The sequence below is a fragment of the Helicobacter cetorum MIT 00-7128 genome (assembly GCF_000259255.1).
Taxonomy (GTDB): Bacteria; Campylobacterota; Campylobacteria; order Campylobacterales; family Helicobacteraceae; genus Helicobacter; species Helicobacter cetorum_B.
The window spans coordinates 856,549-879,073 of record NC_017737.1 but is presented as its reverse complement, the minus strand read 5'-3'; the positions used below and the strand labels follow the sequence as shown (position 1 = coordinate 879,073).

The window sequence follows — 22,525 nt, the reverse complement described above, 5'->3', positions numbered from 1 at the left end:
TTCTTTGTTATGATAATCTTTTTTGCATTCTATCGTTTCTAACATCACTAGACCTATTTTCAGAAACAAATCACATAAGAAAATTTATACTATAATAACCACAATTAAAAAGGGAGCACTACTAAGAAATGCTATGCAATGAAACAACAAGGGTTCAAGTTCCAGCTTTAATGCATTTAGCTACGCTTGGTTATCATTTTATTTCTAAAAATGATAGTTACATACTAGATGAAAGCACAAACATATTAACAGATAGTTTTGAAAAAGCCTTTAATCAATTAAACCCTAACCCTACTAAAAGCACTAAAGAAGTGCTTAAGGACATCAAAAAGTATTTAAATAACGATGATTTAGGCAAGAGTTTTTATGAATACTTGTTAACAAGCGAGTATAAAATCATAGATTTTGATAACCCTACAAATAATATTTATGAGATGATGACTGAACTAAGTTATAAATCTTTAAGACCTGATATAACCCTTTTTATCAATGGCTTACCTTTAGTGTGCATAGAAGTCAAACAGCCTTTAGCACAAAAAAATATTCAAGATGAAAAAGAACGCCACATTAAACGCTATTCAAATTCTACTAATAGAATGTTTTATAATCTCACACAAATTTGGATATTTAGCGATAATTTAGCTTATAGCAATAACAATTTTAATCAAGGCGTATTTTATAGCACTTCTTATTCGCCTATTTTTCAACGCTTTTTTGAAGAAGAATCTTTAGCAAGTAATACTACCCCCCCCCCCCAGAAAAACCCAAGATTCAAAATCGCTTGAAAACATTCAAAAAAGTATCTTAAAAGAATTTAAACTCCCTAGCACAGATACTCATTGCACACAAGATAAAAGCACCCCCACAAACTCTTTTTTAACTTCGTTTTGTTCTATTGATAGATCATGCTTTATCTTAAAATATGGCATTAGTTTTTTACAAGAAAAATCGCATTTTCAAAAACACATTTGGCGTTATGCACAAATGTTTGCAAGCTTGAATGTTTTAGAAGAATTAAAAAAGCATTATCAAGCTAGTTCAAATAATAAAATCCCCCTAAAAGGCGTTATTTGGCACACACAAGGAAGTGGAAAAACGGCTTTAACTTATCATTTAACTAAAATTATCAAAGACTTTTTTATCTCCCTAAATAAAAAGACCAAATTTTATTTTATTGTAGATAGATTAGATTTATTAGAACAAGCCACAAGCGAGTTTAAAAAAAAGAGGGCTTGAAGTGCATACCCCAAGCAATAAAAAAGAGTTAAGCAAAGAATTACAAAGCCCTAATATTTTTAGTGGCACTCAAGGGAATAATGAAATCATTGTTGTGAATATCCAACGATTTGAAGGCACTTCTGAAGACACTACCAAACAAGAATTACAAGTTTTTATCCAAGATGACCACAACTTACAACGAGTATTCATTATAGATGAAGCCCATAGAAGCTATAACCCCAAAGGATGCTTTTATGCTAATTTGATAGAATGCGACAAACAAGCCATTAAAATCGCTCTCACAGGAACACCCCTATTAGAACAAAACACGCAAGATAGAGCCACTAAAAACACTTTTGGCAACTACTTGCATACTTACTCTTATTCGCAATCTATCAATGATAAACACACGCTAAAACTTATGCTAGAAAGCATTGAAACCAGCTATAAAGAAAAATTACAACAAGTCTATCACGCCCTAGATGAAAGCATAATTATTGATAACAAAGAGATTAAAAAAGAAGATATTTTCAAAAACAAACAATATGTTGAAGAATTGCTATCTTATCTCATCAAAGACTTTCTAACTTTTAGACAATTACACAATGATGAAAATTTAAAGGCAATGGTTGTTTGTTGTTCAAGCGAACAAGCCAAATTAGCTGATATTCTTTTTGATGAAATCCAACAAAAAGTCTTACAAGAAAACCCTAACCTACAAATTCTAAACAAGCTAAAATCTAGCCTTATTTTATATTACGAAATAGAAGTCAAAGAAAAAATTGATGCCTTTAAATATAAAGATATAGATATGGTTTTTGTGTTTAACATGCTTTTAACTGGCTTTGATTTGCCAAGTCTTAAACGCCTATATATCCATAGAAAATTAGACGCTCATAATCTATTACAAGCCCTAGCAAGAGTGAATCGCCCTTATAAAGATATGCCCTTTGGCTACATTATAGATTTTGCAGGCATTGAAGAAAATTTTGAAAAAACAACGAATGATTACTTGCAAGAATTAAAAGACTTTAATCAAGATAATTCTAATATTAAAGAAATTTTTGTGAGTCTTGAGATTTTAAAACAAGACATTAAAGATGCTTATAACGCCCTTTTTGACTACCCCCTTAATGATATAGAAGACATGACTAGCGCCATTAATAATGTTAGTGATATTAAAGAATTGCAAGAAATTTCACATGCTATTAACACGCTTAAAACTAGCTACAACCTAATACGCACTTCTAATGATGAAAAAATCCTTCAATTAAAAGATAAAATTGATAGTCAAAAACTCAATAAAATTTCTTCTATGTTAAGCTCAAAGGCTAAACAACTTTATGCTTTAACCAACATCAATAAACCTAAAAGCCCAAACGATTTAATCGCTTTAGAAGACTTAATCACTCTTTTAGACTTCAAAATAGAGTTTAAAGATAGCAAAGAGTTGCATTTTAAAGAAAGAGAAGAAATCACAGCAAAATACAAGAAACTTAAAGAGAGTTTAGAAAAGATTACCGATAAAGAAGATAAAGAAATTCAAAAAATCTGTAATCAGTTTATAGAATTATTTAAAACACGCCTAAATAGCGATAATTTTAATGAAGTTTCTAGGCGTTGCACCACTTTAGACAAGCAACTAGAAAAGACCAAGCAGAAAAACGCTAACTTATTTAATAAATACAAGAATAAATCATATGTAATCGTGCATAAACGCCTTATGGAACAAAATATTTCTAATCAAATAGATATTTTCACGCTTTTAAACACTCTAAAAACAGCTCTTGATAAACGCATTTCTAGACGACAAGAAATCCTAAATGAAGAAAGCACCCTAAAAGATGCCATAAAAGTAGAATTAAGAGACGCTTTCAAACAAAACCCCAATTTCAATGAACTACAAGAAAAAAAAGACTTCATCATTCAAACTCTTTTTAACGAACTCACACAAAATTATCAAGGAAATTTAAATGCCTAATGACAAATTACAACAGATTAAAACCCACACTTTCAAGCTTATTGATGATTTGAAAGTAACTTGTGCGAGCTTTGGTTTAGGGAATGATGGCAACGAATACAAGATTATCACACAATGTTTTTTATACAAATTCTTATGCGATAAATTTGAATTCCTTTTCAAACAAGAATATCCCAATAAAGAAATCAAAGATTATAAAGATTTTAATGCTGAAGAAAAAGAAGATTTTTTCTTAACCCTAAGAGATAAAAAGCTCCCACAACTCTCTTATAACGAGCTTTTAAACAATCTTTATGAAGAACATTTTAATGATAATGACTTACACATTCAATTAGATAATATTTTTAGTAGTATCTCTAGCACCAACGCAAAGCTTTTTAACACCATAAGCACCGATAGAACGACTATCGCTTTATTTGAAAGCATTTCACAATACATTAATGAAGAGACTAAAAGAGCTAATTTTATAAGAGCTTTATTAGACAAACTCAAAGGTTTTAATTTTAAAGAGGCTTTTTTAAACCTGCAAGAAAAACAAGGCTATGATTTTTTCGCCCCTATTTTTGAATACTTACTCAAAGATTACAATAACGCCGGCGGGGGTAAATACGCCGAATACTACACCCCCTTAAGCATTGCAAGCATTATGGCAAAGCTTTTAATCCCCTGCCCCACACAAAATAAAAAGATTTATGACCCAAGTGCTGGCACAGGCACGCTTTTAATGGCGTTAGCCCACCAAATAGGCACTGATTCTTGCACCCTTTATGCCCAAGATATTTCGCAAAAATCCTTAAAAATGCTTAAACTCAACCTTATTTTAAACGATTTAACCCACTCTTTAAAAAACGCCATTGAGGGCAACACTTTAACTAACCCCTATCATTCCAAAGAAAAGTTTGATTACATTGTGAGTAACCCCCCTTTCAAACTAGATTTTTCTAACGAACATAAAGAGATTTCTACTAATACACAAGATTTTTTCTTAGGTGTTCCCAAAATCCCTAACAAAGATAAAAGCAAAATGCCCATTTATACGCTCTTTTTCCAGCATTGCTTGAACATGCTCAATGAAAAGGGTAAGGGGGCTATTGTAGTGCCAACCGGGTTTATCAGCGCTAAAAGTGGGGTAGAAAATAAGATTATCAAGCATTTAGTCAATAATCAACTAGTTTATGGTGTGATTTGTATGCCAGCTCAAGTCTTTGCAAACACTGGCACTAATGTAAGCATTATCCTTTTTTCAAAAGCCCCTATCAAGGATAAGGTCATCTTAATGGACGCTTCCAAACTAGGCGAAGAATATACTGAAAATAAGAATAAGAAAACTCGTCTAAGAGAAAATGATATAAACTTGATTTTAGAAACTTTTAATCATAAAACCCCAAAAGCTGATTTTTGCGCTTTAGTCTCTTTTGATGAAATTATAGAAAAAAATTATTCTCTAAACCCCGGGCAGTATTTCACTATAGAAGATTCTACTGAGCCTTTAAGCCAAGCAGAATTTGAAGATTTAATGCAAGAATATTCAAGCGAACTAACAAGCCTTTTTGATGAAAGCCATAACTTACAACAAGAGATTTTAGAGACTTTAGGAAATCTTAATTATGATTAAACTTTTAGATTTAAAAAATAACTTAATAATCGCCATCAATCAAAACAACTACACTAAAAAAGATAATTACAAAAAAGTTTATTATTTAGACACTGATAACATTACTAATAACAAAATAAACGCTTTTTTAGAGATTGATTTAGCAAAAGAAAAGTTACCATCAAGAGCTAAATGCAAATGTTCTATTAATAGTATTATCTATTCTAGCGTAAGACCCAATCAACGCCACTTTGGAATTATAAAAGAAATTCCAAAAAATTTTTTAGTTTCTACCGCTTTTATAGTAATAGATATTATAGATTTAGAAAAATTAGACCCTAATTTTTATATTATTATATTACACAAGATGAAATTATTCATTACTTACAACGCATTGCAGAATGTGGAACTTCTAGTTATCCTTCTATCACGCCCTTAGATTTTCTTAATGTAAAAATTAAACTCTATCCACTAGAAACACAACAAAAAATAGCCCACACGCTTTCTATCTTAGACCAAAAAATAGAGAACAACCATAAAATCAACACGCTTTTACATAAAATCTTAGAACTTCTTTATGAGCAATACTTCGTGCGTTTTGATTTTTTAGATGAAAATAACAAGCCTTACCAAACTAACGGCGGAAAAATGAAATTTTCTAAAGAATTAAACCGCCTTATCCCCGAACACTTTGAAGTTAAAACGCTAGGGGAATTAGTAGATATTTTCAGTGGTTATTCTTTTCAATCAAACACATATAGCGATAATAAGAATGATTATATTCTAATCACAAATAAAAATGTCCAACACTCATTGATTGATTTAAGCGTTACAACCAACCTTGCATTTTTACCCAAAAAGCTCCCTAAATATTGCCTATTAGAGCCAACTAATATTTTAATCACACTAACAGGGCATGTAGGACGCTGTGCCTTAGTGTATTCAAAAAATTGCATTTTAAATCAGCGTGTCGGCGTGGTTTTACCAAAAGAAAAAGAGTTAAACCCTTTTTATTACTCTTTGATAAAAAGCTCCCAATTTTCAACCCTACTACAAAGAAATGCCATAGGCTCATCTCAAAAAAATTTAAGCCCTATTGATACTTTAAAAATTCAAATTCCTTTCAACCATAAAATAGTCAAACAATATTCAAAAATATGCGAAAATATCATCAATTTACTTGTGTCTAACATGCAAGCAACAAAAACCCTAACCATACTTAGAGACTTTTTACTCCCCTTGCTTTTAAAACAACAAGTTAAGACAAGATAATTACCTAATATTATCTTTTCTTAACTATATCATTAACACAAACCAAACAAAAAATATACTACAATCCTAAAAGAATTACAACTCACACTAATTAGGAAATATCAAAATGATAAAAAGCATAGAAATAAAGAACTACAAAGCACTCAAAGACCTCACTATCAAAGGTTTTACAAGTTTTAATCTCTTTTCTGGCGAAAATAATGTCGGTAAAACAAGTGTTTTGGAGGCAATTTGCATTAATAGCTTTGGTAACCCTATACATAATCTTATCCAACTAGCAAATATACGCCTTACAAGGATAGATAGCACAAGCATTCAAGATTTTTTCAGCCACCTTGATACAACACAACCGTTACATTTAAATACAGAATTTGATAATGATACAATCAACTTAAAAATCACTTATAACGATAGCACAAACTTAGTCCTTGATAATTTCAATGCCCTAAATTTAAACAATGAGTTTATGCCCAACTTTGAAAAACAAATACATTTAAAATTTGCCTTTCAAAGCAAGAAAGAATTTTTTGAACCTTTTGAAAAAATACTTCCCTTTAATCTATCCATACAAGAAAATAAAATTGAAAATGTCTTGTTGCCAAATCTACAAAATATCATTCAGCCTGACCTTAAACTCAATCAAATATATCCTAATCGTTCCACATTTATCCCTGCTAGTTTAAACATTAATGTGTTAGATTTTTTAAGACCGCTTTTAAGAGACAAAAAAGAAGAAGTGATTGAATGTCTTAAAAAATTTGATAACAATATCATGGGAATAGAAGAAATCGGTGGAGTTGTATTTTTAAAGCTTAAAGATAAGAAAAAATATCGTGTAAATATGTTTGGATTAGGTTTCATTAAGTTCATGACATTAGCATGTATTATCATTAATAACAAAATTAAATACATCTTTGTTGATGAAATAGAAAATGGCTTACACCATAAAAATATGCAAGTATTCCTTAAGGCTATTATGGAGTTAAGTCAAAAATATCAGGTGCAGATTTTTGTCACTACACACAATCAAGAATTTTTAGAATCCGCACTAGAAACCCTACAAAATGAAGTGAGTATTTTTAAATTATTTAATAGGGACAATCAGATTAGAGCTAATAGATATGATTATGGGTTGTCAAAAATAATGCTTGAAAACAATATAGAACTAAGAAATTCTTAAGAAACAAACAAAGCTATGAATACAGAAATTACTAAAAAAACCTACTTTGTAGAAGGTAATAGTGATGTTATTATTATAAAAAGTATTTTGCATTATTATTTAAAAATAGATATTAATAATATCAATGTATTTGAAATTGCAAAATTAGAACAAAAAAATACCATTGAAATAATAGAGCGCGAGACTAATGAGGGTAGAGAAGTTTATTTTATCGTTGATGCCGATAAGAAAGGGACAGATAATTGTAAAGAGGGTATTATCAAAAGATATATAAACATTTTAAACGAGAATGCAAAACAAAAATTAGACCGACAACTACAAAATAAAAATAAGAGTATTGAAGACATAATCTTTTGTTTTGAAGATGAAATAGAAACATTTTTGCAAAGTATAGCGGTTCATGCAGATTTTCAAAAATTATTTCGTGATTTTTATTTTGAGGTAGCCAAAAACAATCAATCCATATATGAAAATACAGAAAAAGATTTTAAAAAGAAATGGCTTTATGTTTATTGTGAGATTTTTGATTGCAAAAAACTCAAAAATAAGTCTAATAACATTATTTATGATAAAAATTTTGAAAATATTTTTAACTTTACTTCAAAAAATACTGAGCTTGAAAAACTCATTGAATTTTTAAAAGATGAAACTTTGCCAAATCAAGAGGAATAATCATTGAACAAAGATTTTTATCTAACAAGCCCTAAAGAGCTATTGAAAAAAATATTTTTTAACAGAAATTATTTTTAACTCCTTAATGGAGTTTTTTAAATTTCATTTTAAGCCCTAACACATTACAATAATCAAAAATTATTTAAGGAAAAAATCATGCAAGATTTCCCCCCATGCCCTAAGTGCAAAGATGAATACACCTACCATGACGGCACGCAATTAGTTTGCCCTAGCTGTGCGCATGAATGGAGCGAAAGCGATACTTCTAATGATGAAGATTTTATTGTCAAAGATAGCAACAACAATATCTTGCAAAATGGCGATTCGGTGATTCTTATTAAGGATTTGAAAGTTAAGGGCTCATCGCTTGTATTGAAAAAAGGCACAAAAATTAAAAATATCAAGCTTGTAGATAGCGACCACAATGTAGATTGCAAGGTTGAGGGACAAAGCCTAGCACTAAAATCAGAATTTCTAAAAAAGGCTTGATTTAAAGCCTTTAAGCAACCTAGTCTTTATAAGGCTAGTTATTTTATTCGCACGGGCCATAGAACAAACCCTAGTTAAAACCTCATTTTATACTTTACTCTACACACTAAACTTATTTTTAACCCCTTACCCTAGTTTTCTCATTAAAATTCAATTCTATTTTACAAAATATCAATGTTTAAACCTTTTTTATTGTAAGGATAATTAAGTTTTTGATTTAAAAAAACTTTCTCTTTTTGTTTTTGCATAAAACCTTATTCCTTAGTAGTTAGCCCCATTAAAAACAACGCTATGTTTTTAATAGACTCTTAAATTTTATTTGAACTAAAAACAAGTTTTTATAGTAAATTCTATACACCCCTATTAAAATCCCCTAATATTCATATGCCAAATGCCAAAAACTAATCCAATAATTTCTTATGTAACAAAAACATATTAAAACACAAAAAGAGTTATTATAAGGTCATCACTCTCTAGCTTTTTTATGAAGAATTTTATTTAATAATGAGCTTTATACGATTAAAAGAAATTATCCTTGCTTAATAAAGAGTAGAGCTAAAGCTTTTTGTTGAAAAAATAAGTTTTCTCTAGTTTGTTTTAAAAACACTTATTTTTTACAGCTTGCACCATTAATACTGCAAGACCAAAGTATCAAAATATCAATACTATAATGTTTAACAGAGTTATTAAGAGGCTAAAAACAACTCAAAACTTTTTAGAATAAAGTAAAAAATAATTTTTAATCAAATAGACGCTTTCTCAGTTTGATTAAAAACTGCCTACTTAAAAAATTGAAAGAAAATCTATCTCAATCAAACTATTTTGAATTTTCTTTTTTAGAAAAAATCAGCTTATCAAGTTTAAAAAAAATAAGCGCTCCAATAGTTTGCCCTAAGAAAAGATTAAGCCATAATGGAAAATTAAAATAATCAAATACTTGCATAAAAGGTAACATCACCACTGCACTTAGCATCCACCTAAGCCAATAAATCAAAAAGAGCTTAGTTTTGTATTCCTTGCTTATTTTCTTTAAAAAATCTTGCATTAAATATTCCTTTTGAATATTCTAACACACCCTTAAAAAGGGCATGTTGCCTACAAGTAATCTTAATCTAAAAACATTAAATGGTGTTATATTGCATTCTCTTTTCAAATAAGCTAGGCTCATAGTTGTTTAGATTCCTACCATCTACAAGCGCAAACGCCTCACCAAAAGTAGGTAATAATGCAGAGTCTAATTGCACATCTTTATGGCGATTTAATGGGATAAAAACCTCATTATGATTATCTTTGAAATCAAAAGCTAAAAATGAATCTTTAAGATACACTTCCACCATAGAAGAGCTTTTTGCAACCTTATTTTTACCCAATTTTAAACCTTGCACTTCAGCACCACTAATCCCACAAGCATGGCATAAGGATACAAACATACTCTCTTGTGAAATCTCTGCAAACCAAGGCAAGCTCTCTCTTTTAGATAAATTTTGTTTTCCCTCTAAGGTCTTTTGTCTTTTTGGCATCTCATGCTTAACAAACGCATAAATATTGCGCACGCTTTCTTTGGCATTCATTCCCTTAAGTTGCTTAGCAATATTTTGCACACTTAAATCTTCTCTTTCATAGCGCCCAAGTTTTGCAAACTCTTCTTGCTCAAACAAACGCTCGCTTAATTGCATATGAGAAACTTCATAGCTGAGTTTAGCTTGCTTTTTAGCAGTGCTTTTTTCAAAATCTACTTGCAAATATGGCAAGCCCTCAACTAATTTACTCTTATAAGCACTATAGTTCCCCTCTAACTTCACATTACTTGCTATAACGCTTGGCATAGGGATAAATAGTGAGGTCTTTTCAGCAGAGTTAAAATCAATGCTATAATGCGCCTCTAGCTGATATTTTGTGCTACTATTTGCCTTTGTTTTAGCCTGCAAAAGTTGCGCCCCAAGAACAACACCCGTAGCACTTAAGGCAGTCGTTTTAATAAAATCTCTTCGTTTCATAACTATCTCTTTTATAATTTAATCTTATTTATATAATTCGTTTAGTGCTAAAAGACTCTCACAAGCCTTAAAAATAACAAAAACTAGCAAGTTTCAAAAATCCAAATTCTAAGGTATCAATACCTTTTTAAGTCTTCGCTCAAAAAGGTATTTTAAAGAATGGCTTACATTTTTTTCATGTCTTTCATCATTTTTGCATGCTTTTCAAGGGCTTTTTTAACGCCTTCTGCATAAGCTGGGTCAGCTTTTTTGAAATGCTCCATTTGTTTTTCAATAATTTCTTTAGGAACACCCATCATAGAACCCGCAATATTGTTATACAATCTTTCTTTTTCATCAGCTTTCATCAAGCGATATAAATCACCTGCTTGGGTATAATAGTCGCTATCTTCAGCTCTATAATCCCAATTCCATACTTCATACTCTTTTTCAAGATAGCTTAAGTTGAGCTTAGGCTCTCTAGCATTCTTATCTTCCTTATAACCCGGTAGTGAGCTAGGAGTATAGTTTTTCAAAGAGCCATAATGACCATTTTGCATAAAGCCATCTCTAGTGGTAGAGTGGAATGGACAGCGAGGCTTATTAACCGGTAATTGAGAATGGTTGATTCCTAAGCGATAGCGTTGGGTATCTCCATAAGAAAATAAGCGTCCTTGTAGCATTCTATCTGGACTATAACCAATTCCGGGAACAATATTAGCGGGGTTAAACGCTGCTTGCTCTACTTCAGCGAAGTAGTTTTCTGGATTTTTGTTTAACTCTACAATGCCCACTTCCATTAATGGATAATCCTTTTGACTCCAAGTCTTAGTAACATCAAATGGGTGGAAACGATATTTTTTGGCATCTGCTTCTGGCATTACTTGAATGCTCATGCGCCATTTAGGAAACTCTTTTCTCTCAATCGCCTCAAATAAATCTCGTTGGTGCGAATCCATATCATGCATTCTGATTTTAGCTGCCTCTTCGCTAGTTAGGCATTTAATGCCTTGCATGGTTTTAAAGTGGAACTTCACCCAAAAGCGCTCATTTTTCGCATTAATTAGGCTAAAAGTATGGCTACCAAAACCATCCATATGACGGAAAGTCTTAGGAATACCTCTATCACCCATAAGCCATGTTACTTGGTGTAAGCTCTCAGGCACATTGCTCCAAAAATCCCATACCATAGTGCCATTAGGCAAGTTAGTTTGAGGGTCTCTCTTTTGAGTGTGGATAAAATCAGGGAATTTAATTGCATCACGGATAAAAAAGATTGGCGTGTTATTTCCTACTAAATCCCAGTTACCCTCTTCAGTATAATACTTCATTGCAAAACCTCTAGGGTCTCTTACAGCATCCGCACTTCCTCTCTCACCAGCTACGGTAGAAAATCTAAAAAAGCATTCAGTTTTCTTGCCTACTTTAGAAAAAATCTTTGCTTTAGTGTATTTGGTAATATCTTTAGTTACTGTGAATGTGCCATAAGCGCCACTTCCTTTGGCATGCACCACTCTTTCTGGGATTCTCTCTCTATCAAAAGCCGCTAATTTTTCTAAAAACCAAGTGCTTTGTAAAAGAACAGGACCTCTAGGACCAGCCGTAAATACATTGTTATCATCGCCAATTGGAGCACCAAAAGGGCTAGTTTGTTTGAAATCTTTGTGAGTCATTTTCTATCCTTTTAAATCTAAAATTCATTTTCGTAAATTGTTGCCGGCCAACTTACTTACTTGAAATTATAGTTTCTTAAGCATAAACAACGACAAGCTCTTTTGCAAAATCACTCCCTTTGCGATAAAAAATGCCCTTAAATATTTCTATTCGTAACAATAAGTTTAATTAATAAAAACTAAAACAATTAATTTAATTTTATAATTTTTTAATATTAGCCATAGATACATCTAATAATATAGTTTTATTTTCTTTAGTTTGCAAAATCTTTGAAGTTTTTATACAAAAATATTAAAAAATATTTTTATAAAAATAAATCAAAAGAAAATTTATAAAATATAAAAGACTAAGTCTAATACTTATGGTTTTTCACCTTGCAAGTTATTGGCGCTGAAGTTTCAAGCGCTGTGCATGCGTTATAGCAATTGCCATTGCATCAGTAATGTCTAAAGGCTTAATCTCGCTTGCAATATTCAACAAACGCTTAACCATAAACGCCACTTGCTCCTTACTCGCCTTGCCATTTCCTGTGAGTGCCTTTTTGACTTGCAAGGGGGTGTATTCGCTAAAATTGCCTATTTTTTCTAAAATCTTTAAGCTTAATGCCCCTCTAAATTGTGCGAGCTTAATCACGCTCTTTGGGTTGTATCCAAAGAAAATGTCTTCAATGGCAACCTCTTTAATCGCATGCGTATCTAAGATATGGTCTAATGCCTCTACTAAGTCTAAAATTTGTTCTTGCAAACTGCGTGTAGTGATATTAATAAACCCTGCACTAACCAAAGAAAGCTTGCTAGGCGTATAATCAAGTATCGCATAGCCACATTTCCTACTGCCCGGGTCTATCCCTAAAATTTGCATAAACTTTCCTTATAAAATACTTTTGTTGGATTTTTAGGAGCGTAAGCGCTGTAAAGCCTCTTTGATTGCCATTTCAGTGCTAAGATTTGGCTGAAGAGTTTTTAAAACCTTATTAATCTCTGTGTTTTTAAACCCTAAACTCTCTAAAGCCAAAAATGCCTCATTATAAGTAGGCTTAGTCTCATCTTGAATAAAAAAGCCAATTAAATCTACCATAATCTTATCAGCAAGTTTCTTGCCAATTCCGGGAACTTGCTGGAGGGCTTTAACCTCTTTAGAGGCAATAATATTTTCAAATTCACTAGGCGCAAAGCTTGAAAGAATAGCTAGTGCGATTCGCCCCCCTACCCCATTAATTTTTAAAAGCCTTTCAAAAAGAATTTTTTCTGCCTCTTCTAAAAATCCGTATAAAAGATGAGCGTCTTCTTTAATCACTTGCAAGATTTTTAAATGTGTTTCTTGATTGAGTTTTAATGCGGCACTTGTGCGCATAGAAACTTGCACCCCATAAATAACCCCATGCACTTCCATATGCACTTCTAGGGCTGAAATTTTTTCTACAATGCCTTTTAAACCTACAATCACTTAGAACCTCCCATTCTAGGTGCTATATTGCCCTTAAAGAGTTTTTTGATTTTATTTTCTTTGGGCTCATAGACAATATTTACATTTTCATTGTGATTAAGCATGGTGGTTAAATTGCTTACTTTAGGGTAGTTGCGATGATAAATCACAATATTTTCTTGTTTAAAAGGGCTTTTGGTAAGAATGCTTGCTTTTGGCATGCTATTTTCAATGCTAACAAGCTTAGCATAGCATTCGTTATGGAGTTTTTGTAACTCTAGCATTTGAGCTTTTAAAATCTTTAAACGCCTTAAAGCTATCATAAATTCATTATAAGCCTCTTTTACGCTTGCTTGTTGCATTAAAGAACGCCTAATTTCTTCAGTGGCGTTTTTAAGCTTTTGCATAGTCTCTTGGTTATTTTGGACTAAACGGCTTAATACTTGGTGTTGGGAAATAATCTTTTTAGATTTTAAGCCAAATTGATTCAATAAAATTTTTGCCTCTTTTAATTTTTCTTGGTTTTCATGCCCTCCAAAAGCATAGAAAATGAAACGATTACCATTGCCATCTACCTCATCTATTAAGCATTGTTCTGAAAAATACAATTTATTATCTGATTTGAGTTTTTCTAATTCAATATGCTTGGCATAGATGACACTTCCTGCACTCACTTGCATTTTGACATTATCCGCATAGACTTTCCCACGCTCTAAATACTTACATTCAAATTCTTTGGCATAGCACACACCCTTATGATTGCTTATATGCACCTTGTTAGCATAAATATAACTTTCATGATGGACTTGCCCCTCAATCATAATTTCATCAGCTACAAGAATGACATCTTTACCCACATTCCCCCTTACATTAATAGTGCTAGCCTCTAAAATCACATTAGAATCTATTGCATCGCTTAAGGCATCTTTAGCCTTAATCTCTAAAGTAATGCCACTTTCTACACCCCCTAAAAGATTAGGCGTGTTAGTGGATTTCATTTCCTCAAATTCAAAATCTCTTTTAGCAACTAAACGCCCTTTTTCCATTTTGACATATTGTAAGGCCCTAGAGCAATAAATAAGCGCTCCGGCTTGATTTTTCTCTTCAAAAAAGTTCTTGTCATAGCCTATAGGCGTAGGTGTATTAGGGGCTTTTGGCACTTCAATATAAAACCCTTTTAAATTGCGCCCATTAACCCCTTGCTTAGGGTAAGCGACTCTAGCGACCACTTGATTTTCTTTAGAGGCATAGTAGCATTCCCTTGGAGCGCTTTCTTCTTCATTTAAAGGAGCTTTATGGGTAGGAATGTATTCTTCTTCTAACAAAAAAACAGGCTTTTCTTCAACATTAGGAATAAAATGCGATGAAGTTTGCAAATTCAAACGCTTAGAAGTGATTTTTTTATCTTTATATTGTCTTAATAAGGTTTTTAGGCGCTCATACATTTTTGGGAGTTGGCGCATAATAACCCCCTCAAATGCCATGCACTCTTTGATATAGCCAAATATTTCTTGAAAATACTCTTCATTATCTAATACAATAAAACAATCATCTAGCACAATATCTAGGCTGTCTGCCTCAGCACTCACCTCCACTTTAAAAAAGCGCTCAAATGGTAATGCCTTAACCCTAATATCATGCGCTTGATAAATCAAGAGCTCCTTTTTTTCATAATATTCATCTTCTTCTAGCTGTTGTAACTCCCCACTCAAAGCCTCGCTAAATTCATCTTTAGCGCTTGGTTTAACAAAAATAGAAGTCTTTAAAATCTCAAACCATACTTCTTGAATATCTAATTGATTTTCATTAGCGACTTTTTCCAGCTCTTTTTTTATATCCTTGCACTGCGCAATGGTTTTTGGGGCAAAATGCTCCAAACTCATCTCTTAAACTCCTCTTTCAAGCATTTTTAATTCTTAATGGTATACTACAAAATTATGAAAAAGTAAGGGTGAATCCTAACAAAAATTAGCTAAAAATTAGGTAATAGTTAAAACTGACATGATAAAAAGATTGTTTTTAACCAACAGCTTAGGGATTTTATGCTCCAGAATTTTAGGCTTTTTACGAGATTTGATGATGGCTAGCATTCTAGGGGCAGGGGTGTATAGCGATATTTTCTTTGTGGCTTTCAAATTGCCTAATCTATTCAGGCGTATTTTTGCTGAAGGTTCATTTTCACAAAGTTTTTTACCAAGCTTTATACGAAGTTCTATTAAAGGAAGTTTTGCTAGCCTAGTGGGGCTACTTTTTGGTGGCATCTTATTTTTATGGTGCTTATTTGTAGCCTTAAACCCCTTGTGGCTGACTAAATTGCTCGCCTATGGTTTTGATGAAGAAACTCTAAAATTATGCACCCCTATTGTAGCGATTAATTTTTGGTATCTTTTATTAGTGTTTATCACAACCTTTTTAGGCACGCTTTTACAATACAAGCACAGCTTTTTTGCAAGTGCATATAGCACAAGCTTATTGAATTTATGCATGATTTTAGCCCTTGTTATCTCTAAAGACAAATCGCATTTAGAAGCCTTATATTATCTGAGCTATGGCGTGCTTTTAGGGGGCGTGGCTCAAATTCTCTTACACTTTTACCCCCTAGTTAAATTAGGCTTATGCACTTTATTATTTAAAGGGTTCTTGAGCTTTAAAACTAAAAATGTAACCAAAAAAGAACATCGTTTAAATCAAGCTAAAAAGGATTTAAAAAGTTTTTTCAAACAATTTTTTCCTAGCGTATTAGGCAACTCCACCGCACAAATCGCCTCCTTTTTAGACACTACGATAGCCTCATTTCTAGCAAGCGGAAGTGTGTCTTATTTGTATTATGCAAATAGAGTGTTCCAACTACCCTTAGCCCTATTTGCGATTGCGATATCCACAGCCCTTTTTCCTAGCATTGCGATTGCGATTAAAAACAACGAGCAACATTTAATCTTGCAACGCTTACAAAATGCGTGGTTTTTCTTAGTGAGTGTCTTACTTTTTTGTAGTATTGGGGGCATTATGCTAAGCAAGGAAATCACGCAAGCTTTATTTGAAAGGGGGCATTTTAGCCCTAAGGACACACTAATTACTTCACAAGTCTTTTCGCTCTATCTTTTGGGCTTACTCCCCTTTGGGCTATCTAAGCTCTTTTCTTTATGGCTCTATGCTAAATTAGAGCAAACAAAAGCGGCTAAAATCTCTTTAACCACACTTCTTTTAGGCTTAGTTTGCTCTTTAAGCTTAATGCCCTTTTTAGGGGTTTTAGGACTAGCTCTTTCTAATAGTTTGAGCGGACTTATTTTGTTTGTTTTAACCATAAAAGCGTTTGGTCTTAAAATGTTCTTGGGTATAATCAAGCGTTTGAAATTATGGCTTGTGATTATTTTTCTCGCTTGTGCAGAAATATTGTTGCTCTTAGCATTCAAATCGTTAGTTACGCATTTATATTTAATTTATTATTTTCAAGGTTTTTAAATGTTTATTTATGATACCAAATTAAAGCAAAAAGTCCCTTTTGAGCCTTTAGTAAAAAACAAGGCTAGCATCTATGTGTGCGGGCCTACGGTGTATGATGACGCTCATTTAGGACATGCTAGAAGCGCGATTGCTTTTGATTTACTAAGGCGCACGCTTGAGTTAAGCGATTATGAAGTTACACTAGTTAGAAACTTCACAGATATTGATGATAAGATAATCAATAAAGCCTTGAAAGAAAATAAGAGCATTAAAGAATTGAGTGCGATTTATATTGACTCTTATACGAATGATTTAAACGCTTTGAATGTCAAAAAACCAAGCTTAGAACCAAAGGCGAGTGAATATTTAGACGCTATGGTTGAAATGATTGAAACGCTTTTAGAAAAAAATATCGCTTACAAAGCCGCTAATGGCGATATTTATTTGGATACCAGCAAGGACAAGCATTATGGCTCTTTGAGTTCGCATAATAGTAGCATAGAGTTTAGCCGCATAGGTTTAAGAGAAGAAAAACGCTCTGAGCAAGATTTTGTTTTATGGAAAAGCTACAAGGGAGCTAATGATGTGGGCTTTGATAGCCCTTTAGGCAAGGGACGACCCGGTTGGCATATAGAATGCTCTAGCATGATTTTTAAAACTCTTGCTCAAGCTAACACCCCTTATCAAATTGATATTCATGCAGGGGGTGCGGATTTGTTATTCCCCCACCATGAAAATGAAGCGAGCCAAACCCGTTGTGCGTTTGAAATAGAGCTTTCTAAATACTGGATGCATAATGGCTTTGTGAATATCAATAATGAAAAAATGTCTAAAAGCTTGGGAAATAGCTTTTTTGTCAAAGACGCTTTAAAAACCTATGATGGCGAGATTTTGCGTAACTACCTATTAGGGGTGCATTATCGCTCTACTCTAAATTTTAATGAAGAAGATTTATTGATGAGTAAAAAACGCTTGGATAAAATCTATCGCTTAAAACAGCGAGCTCTTGGCTTTGAAGGCACTATTAACTTAAACTTTAAAAAAGAAATTTTAGAATGCATGCAAGATGATTTAAACATCTCTAAAGCTTTAAGCGTTTTAGAAAACATGCTCTCTGTTGCTAATGAAGAGCTTAATAATCGCCCCAAAGACAAAGCCAAAAAGGGCGAAATTTTAGCGAATTTAAATTTTGTAGAAGAATTACTTGGCATTGGTCTTAAAAACCCACTAGATTATTTTCAACTAGGCGTAAGTGAGAATGAAAAAAGAGAAATTGAAAAAAAGATAGAAAAAAGAAAGCTTGCTAAACAACAAAAGGATTTTAGTAAGGCTGATAGCATAAGAGAAGAGCTAATGAAGCAAAAAATCGCTTTGTTAGATACCCCACAAGGCACCACTTGGGAAAAGCTTTTTTAGGCTTTTTTCTAAGCATTCTTACATAAACTTCTAACTTTAATTACATTTTTTATTTTTAATTTCTTATTTATTGATTAAGATGAATTATTATGCTTACAACACTATATTAAAAAATGCCATTAAAACATCATTTTCAAGTTTAAGTCGCACTATTTTATATAGACAAAATACAATAAGAAGGAAGAATAATGTTAAAAAACCAGATACTAAAATGCCCTATTAAGATGAGTCGCCCTGTTGTCTCGCTTGCTCTAGCAGGCATACTAACAAGCACTTCATTAAGTGCTAATGACACAACGAATTTAGAGATAACTCCTTATGCCAAAGAGCATTTGCAACAAGCCCCTCTCATCAATAATAATTATGGCGTTTGGGGAGATATTTTAAAGGGTATTATTGGAGGGATTGCATCAGGGATTGGAGCAGGATCGGCTGGAGGATTGATTGGCTGGATAATTAAACAAGCTGAAAACGCTGGTGAAGCCCCCAATGTCCCCGAAAAAATTTGGCGTATTAAGGCGGGTCTAGGCTTTAATCTATATCCTAACAAGCAATATGATTTATATCAATCTCTTCTATCAGCTGATATCCAATCAGGTTGGGCATTTGGGGATGCCGCTTGGCATTATTGGGTAAGAGGCGGTCAGTGGAATAAGCTTGAAGTGGATATGAAAAGTGCTGTAGGCACCTATAACCTCTCAGGTCTCATCAATTACACCGGTGGGGATTTAGATGTAGATATGCAAAAAGCTACTCTGCGTTTAGGGCAATTTAATGGTAATTCTTTTACAAGCTTTAATAATCGCACCACTAGGGTGGATTTTAACGCTAAAAATATCTTAATTGATAATTTTTTAGAGATTAATAATCGTGTGGGCGATGGGCTTGGAAGAAAACCAAATGCAACGGTTTTAACCCTGCAAAGCCAAGAGGGCATTACGAGCAACAACAAGGCTGAACTCTATCTTTATAATGGAGCAACGCTTAACTTAGTTTCAAAAAGCGTTGATTTTAAGGGTGCTGTATGGATGGGTCGCATGCAATATCCATTAGCCTATTTATCACCCTCATGGAGCATGATAAATACTGCAGAAGTTAATGGAAAAGTGAATTTTAATCATCTTATCATAGGCGATCATAACAATGCCCAAGCGGGTATTGTTGCCAATAATGATACTAATATTGGCACGCTAGATTTATGGCAAAGCGCAGGACTTTATGTCATAGCCCCTCCAAAAGGAGGTTATAAAAAAGAATTTCCTCAAAGCACCCCAAATAACCAAGAAAAAACTGCCAAAAAAGACAAGAGTAACAATGATAACAACAATGGCGTTCAAGTCATTAATGCCCCTAATAGCTCAAGCAACTCGCAAAAAGTAGAAGTTGAACCCGTGCAAGTTATCAATGGTCCTTTTCCGGGCGCAAAAAATACGGTGGTCAATATCAATCGCTTGAATGTGGATTCTGATGGCACTATTAGAGCTGGGGGATTTAAGGCGGTTCTTACCACTAATGCGGCTAATTTAAATATTGGAGATGTAAATATTTATAACCGAGCAAGCGGACGCACCCTTTTAGTAGAAAATGAAACCGGAAACATCACCGTGAATGGACCTTTAATGGTCAATAATCAAGTCGGCAAATATGGTTTTGGCTTTGTAGGTTCAAGCGCAAACTTTATTTTTAAGGCTGGCACATACTCAAATCATGGCATAGTTACTTTTAATAGCAATATTGATTTAGGAAGCTCAGTTAATTTAGAAGTTGATGCCAAAGTTGCAAATTTTAAAGATATTAATGCAAGTAATGCTCATAATGGCGCAAGTGCTAATAGTTTAAATTTTAGCAATGTGGGTATGGTTAATATTGATAAGCTTACTACAGCCTCTACTAATGTTGCGGTTAAAAACTTTCATATTAAAGAGTTGTATGTTACCACAAGCCATGGTTTGAGTGAGGGGCAATACACTTACTTTGGCGATGATATAGGCTCAAAATCTGTAATTGATGTGGTGCGCTTACAAAGAGGCTACAACCCACTTTATTCTGGGGGTGTCAAGTTTAAAAAAGGCGAAAAGCTAACCATTGGTTCATTCTACCATGCTGGTTGGAATTATTTTGATGCTAGGAAAATCAAAGAAGTAGTCATTACTAAACTTCTAACCTTTGGAGCTCCAGGAAGTATTGAGGGCATGACAGGGCTTATGTTTAATAACCTAACCCTAGCTAAAGGTGCTAACATGGATTATGGCAAAGATTTGGATTTATATATTCAAGGCAATTTCACCAATAATCAAGCTATTATGAATCTCAACACCCAAGATGGGCGTGTAGCAACCTTAAATGTGGGTAATAGAGCGACTTTTAACTTTAATGACAATATCAATAGTCAAACCGGCTTTTATAACCCTCTTATTAAAATCAATTATGCCAACACGCTCACTAAAAATGTAGAGCATGTATTAGTTTCAGCACAAGATATTGATTATGATAATACTTCTAGCAATGTCAATACCGACATCAATCAAGAAAGCGCTTTTAAAGAGCGCATAGCTCTTTATAACAGCAACCATGAGCGCATGGATATTTGTGTGGTGCAAAATTTAAATGATATTAGAGATTGTGGAATGGCTATTGGCAACAAGCGCATGGTTAGCGACCCAAGCGCTTATAAATATCTTGAGGGTAGAGCATGGAGAAATACTGCTATTGATAAAGTGGTTACCCATAAAGAAATTGCTGTAAGTGTGCAAGATAGCCATATCGCACCTAATGCAAAAGATAGCAAAGATTTTATCAACTTGCCCCATCATAATGAGAATGAAAAATTCGCTCACTACACTAATTTTGCCACTCTTAATTCTAATGCTACCCCACATCTTGTTGCCATTAATCAAAATGTTTTTGGCACAATTGAAAGCGTGTTTGAATTAGCCAATCGTTTTAATGCGATAAAAACCATCAAGAAAGATTTTGGAGCACAAGGTAGAAATCTCTTGCAAACGATGTTAATTGACGCTCACAACGCCGGTTATGCACGACAAATGATTGATAAAACAAGCACTAATACTATCATTAAAGACCTTAGCATGGCTACTTCTGTATTAAATCATCAAGTAGCTAATTTAGAAAATAAAACAAGCGCATTGCAAACCTTAGAATTAAGTAATGCGATGACACAAAACGCTCGCTTAGTCAATCTCTCTAGGCGTCATACAAAATATTTAAGCGCTTTTGAACAACGCTTACAAGAGCTCAAAAATAAGCGTTTTAGCTCTGTAGAAACTATGGCAGAAGTGCTATATAAATTCGCTCCCAAGAATGAAAGCCATGCTAACATTTGGGCTAATGCTATTGGAGGAGCAAGCTTGAGTAATGGAGGCAATACTTCCTTATATGGCACAAGTGCAGGAGCAGACACTTATATTGAGGGCGAAAACTTGCAAGCGATTGTAGGAGGCTTTGGAAGTTATGGCTATGGCTCACAAAGTGGCTCAAGCACTCTTAATTCTTGGACTAACAACACCAATTTTGGATTATATTCTCGTGTGTTTTCCAATAAACACGAATTTGATTTTAATATTCAAGGCGCTATTGGCAATAATAATGAAAGTTTGATGTTTAAAAACTCATTATTGCAAGGCTTAAATCAAGGCTATAATTATATGGCTTATAGCACCATAGCTCAAGCTAGTTATGGCTATGATTTTACTTTTCTTAATAGCGCATTAGTCTTAAAACCAAGCGTAGGCGTGAGTTATCAAAACTTAGGCACAACCAATATTCAAAGCCATAGCACACAATTAGCCTTAAGTAATGGCGCAAACAATCGCAATCTCTTTAACATCAATGCTAATTTAGAGGCACGCTACTACTATGGCAACACTTCTTATATGTATGTTAATGCTGGAATCTTACAAGGGTTTGCAAACTTTGGCACTAATAATGCTGTATCCTTGAGTAATTTTGCTATCAATGCTAGTCATAGTGCGCTAAATACTAACGCAAGAGTTATGATAGGTGGAGAATTGCAATTAAATAAAGGAGTGTATTTAAACTTAGGGCTTATCTATGCGCATAACTTTACTTTAGATAGAGGAAGTATCGCCTCTAATCTAGGTATGCGCTATAGTTTCTAAAAACACCCATGCTTTTTGCATGGGATTTAATTAGCATAATTTAAA

At 33.3% G+C, this 22,525-nt stretch carries 13 protein-coding genes and 2 pseudogenes; 9 read left to right on the top strand and 6 right to left on the bottom strand.

The window, feature by feature from the left end; translation table 11 throughout:
* Positions 1-128 precede the first annotated feature (128 nt).
* The 6 genes and pseudogenes from HCW_RS09995 (at position 129) to HCW_RS04090 (ending at position 8,406) form a co-directional block, all read left to right on the top strand.
* A pseudogene (locus tag HCW_RS09995) lies at positions 129-3,199 on the top strand (type I restriction endonuclease).
* Positions 3,192-4,814, top strand: a complete 1,623-nt coding sequence (locus tag HCW_RS04115; protein ID WP_014660962.1) for an N-6 DNA methylase — start codon at positions 3,192-3,194, stop codon at positions 4,812-4,814. Before HCW_RS09995 ends, HCW_RS04115 begins: the two are co-directional and overlap by 8 nt.
* Positions 4,807-6,065: pseudogene (locus tag HCW_RS04105) on the top strand (restriction endonuclease subunit S). The gene HCW_RS04115 and the pseudogene HCW_RS04105 overlap by 8 nt, the downstream one beginning before the upstream one ends.
* Before the next feature lie 106 nt (positions 6,066-6,171).
* Positions 6,172-7,245, top strand: coding sequence for an AAA family ATPase (locus tag HCW_RS04100; RefSeq protein WP_014660961.1), 1,074 nt, complete (start codon positions 6,172-6,174; stop codon positions 7,243-7,245).
* A 15-nt stretch (positions 7,246-7,260) separates the two neighbouring features.
* Positions 7,261-7,917: a hypothetical protein gene (locus HCW_RS04095; protein ID WP_014660960.1), complete on the top strand. Its 657-nt coding sequence runs from the start codon at positions 7,261-7,263 to the stop codon at positions 7,915-7,917.
* Between the two features lie 156 nt (positions 7,918-8,073).
* Positions 8,074-8,406, top strand: coding sequence for a zinc ribbon domain-containing protein YjdM (locus HCW_RS04090; protein WP_014660959.1), 333 nt, complete (start codon positions 8,074-8,076; stop codon positions 8,404-8,406).
* 817 nt (positions 8,407-9,223) lie between these two features.
* On the opposite strand, the gene HCW_RS04085 is transcribed toward HCW_RS04090, so the two are convergent.
* The 6 genes from HCW_RS04085 to HCW_RS04060 form a co-directional block, all read right to left on the bottom strand.
* Positions 9,224-9,451, bottom strand: a complete 228-nt coding sequence (locus tag HCW_RS04085) for a hypothetical protein (protein ID WP_014660958.1) — start codon at positions 9,449-9,451, stop codon at positions 9,224-9,226.
* Between the two features lie 76 nt (positions 9,452-9,527).
* Complete coding sequence (locus tag HCW_RS04080; RefSeq protein ID WP_014660957.1) at positions 9,528-10,403, bottom strand: hypothetical protein; 876 nt, start codon at positions 10,401-10,403, stop codon at positions 9,528-9,530.
* A gap of 164 nt (positions 10,404-10,567) precedes the next feature.
* Positions 10,568-12,055, bottom strand: coding sequence for a catalase (locus HCW_RS04075; RefSeq protein ID WP_014660956.1), 1,488 nt, complete (start codon positions 12,053-12,055; stop codon positions 10,568-10,570).
* A 382-nt stretch (positions 12,056-12,437) separates the two neighbouring features.
* The gene (ruvC, locus tag HCW_RS04070; protein WP_014660955.1) at positions 12,438-12,917 is read right to left on the bottom strand and encodes a crossover junction endodeoxyribonuclease RuvC; all 480 of its coding nucleotides are present in this window, start codon (positions 12,915-12,917) and stop codon (positions 12,438-12,440) included.
* A gap of 33 nt (positions 12,918-12,950) precedes the next feature.
* Entirely contained in the window at positions 12,951-13,502 is a 552-nt protein-coding gene (ruvA, locus tag HCW_RS04065; RefSeq protein ID WP_014660954.1) for a Holliday junction branch migration protein RuvA, read from the bottom strand.
* Positions 13,499-15,364, bottom strand: a complete 1,866-nt coding sequence (locus tag HCW_RS04060; protein WP_014660953.1) for a FapA family protein — start codon at positions 15,362-15,364, stop codon at positions 13,499-13,501. The genes ruvA and HCW_RS04060 overlap by 4 nt, the downstream gene beginning before the upstream one ends.
* A gap of 118 nt (positions 15,365-15,482) precedes the next feature.
* On the opposite strand from HCW_RS04060, the gene murJ reads away from it, so the two are divergent.
* From murJ to HCW_RS04045, 3 genes are all read left to right on the top strand, one after another.
* A complete protein-coding gene (gene murJ, locus HCW_RS04055; RefSeq protein ID WP_014660952.1) occupies positions 15,483-16,943 on the top strand; it encodes a murein biosynthesis integral membrane protein MurJ in 1,461 nt (486 codons plus the stop codon).
* Entirely contained in the window at positions 16,944-18,341 is a 1,398-nt protein-coding gene (gene cysS / locus HCW_RS04050) for a cysteine--tRNA ligase (protein WP_014660951.1), read from the top strand.
* 188 nt (positions 18,342-18,529) lie between these two features.
* Positions 18,530-22,480 (top strand): vacuolating cyotoxin family protein, encoded by a 3,951-nt coding sequence (locus tag HCW_RS04045; protein WP_014660950.1) that lies wholly within the window; start codon positions 18,530-18,532, stop codon positions 22,478-22,480.
* The last annotated feature ends 45 nt before the right edge of the window (positions 22,481-22,525 follow it).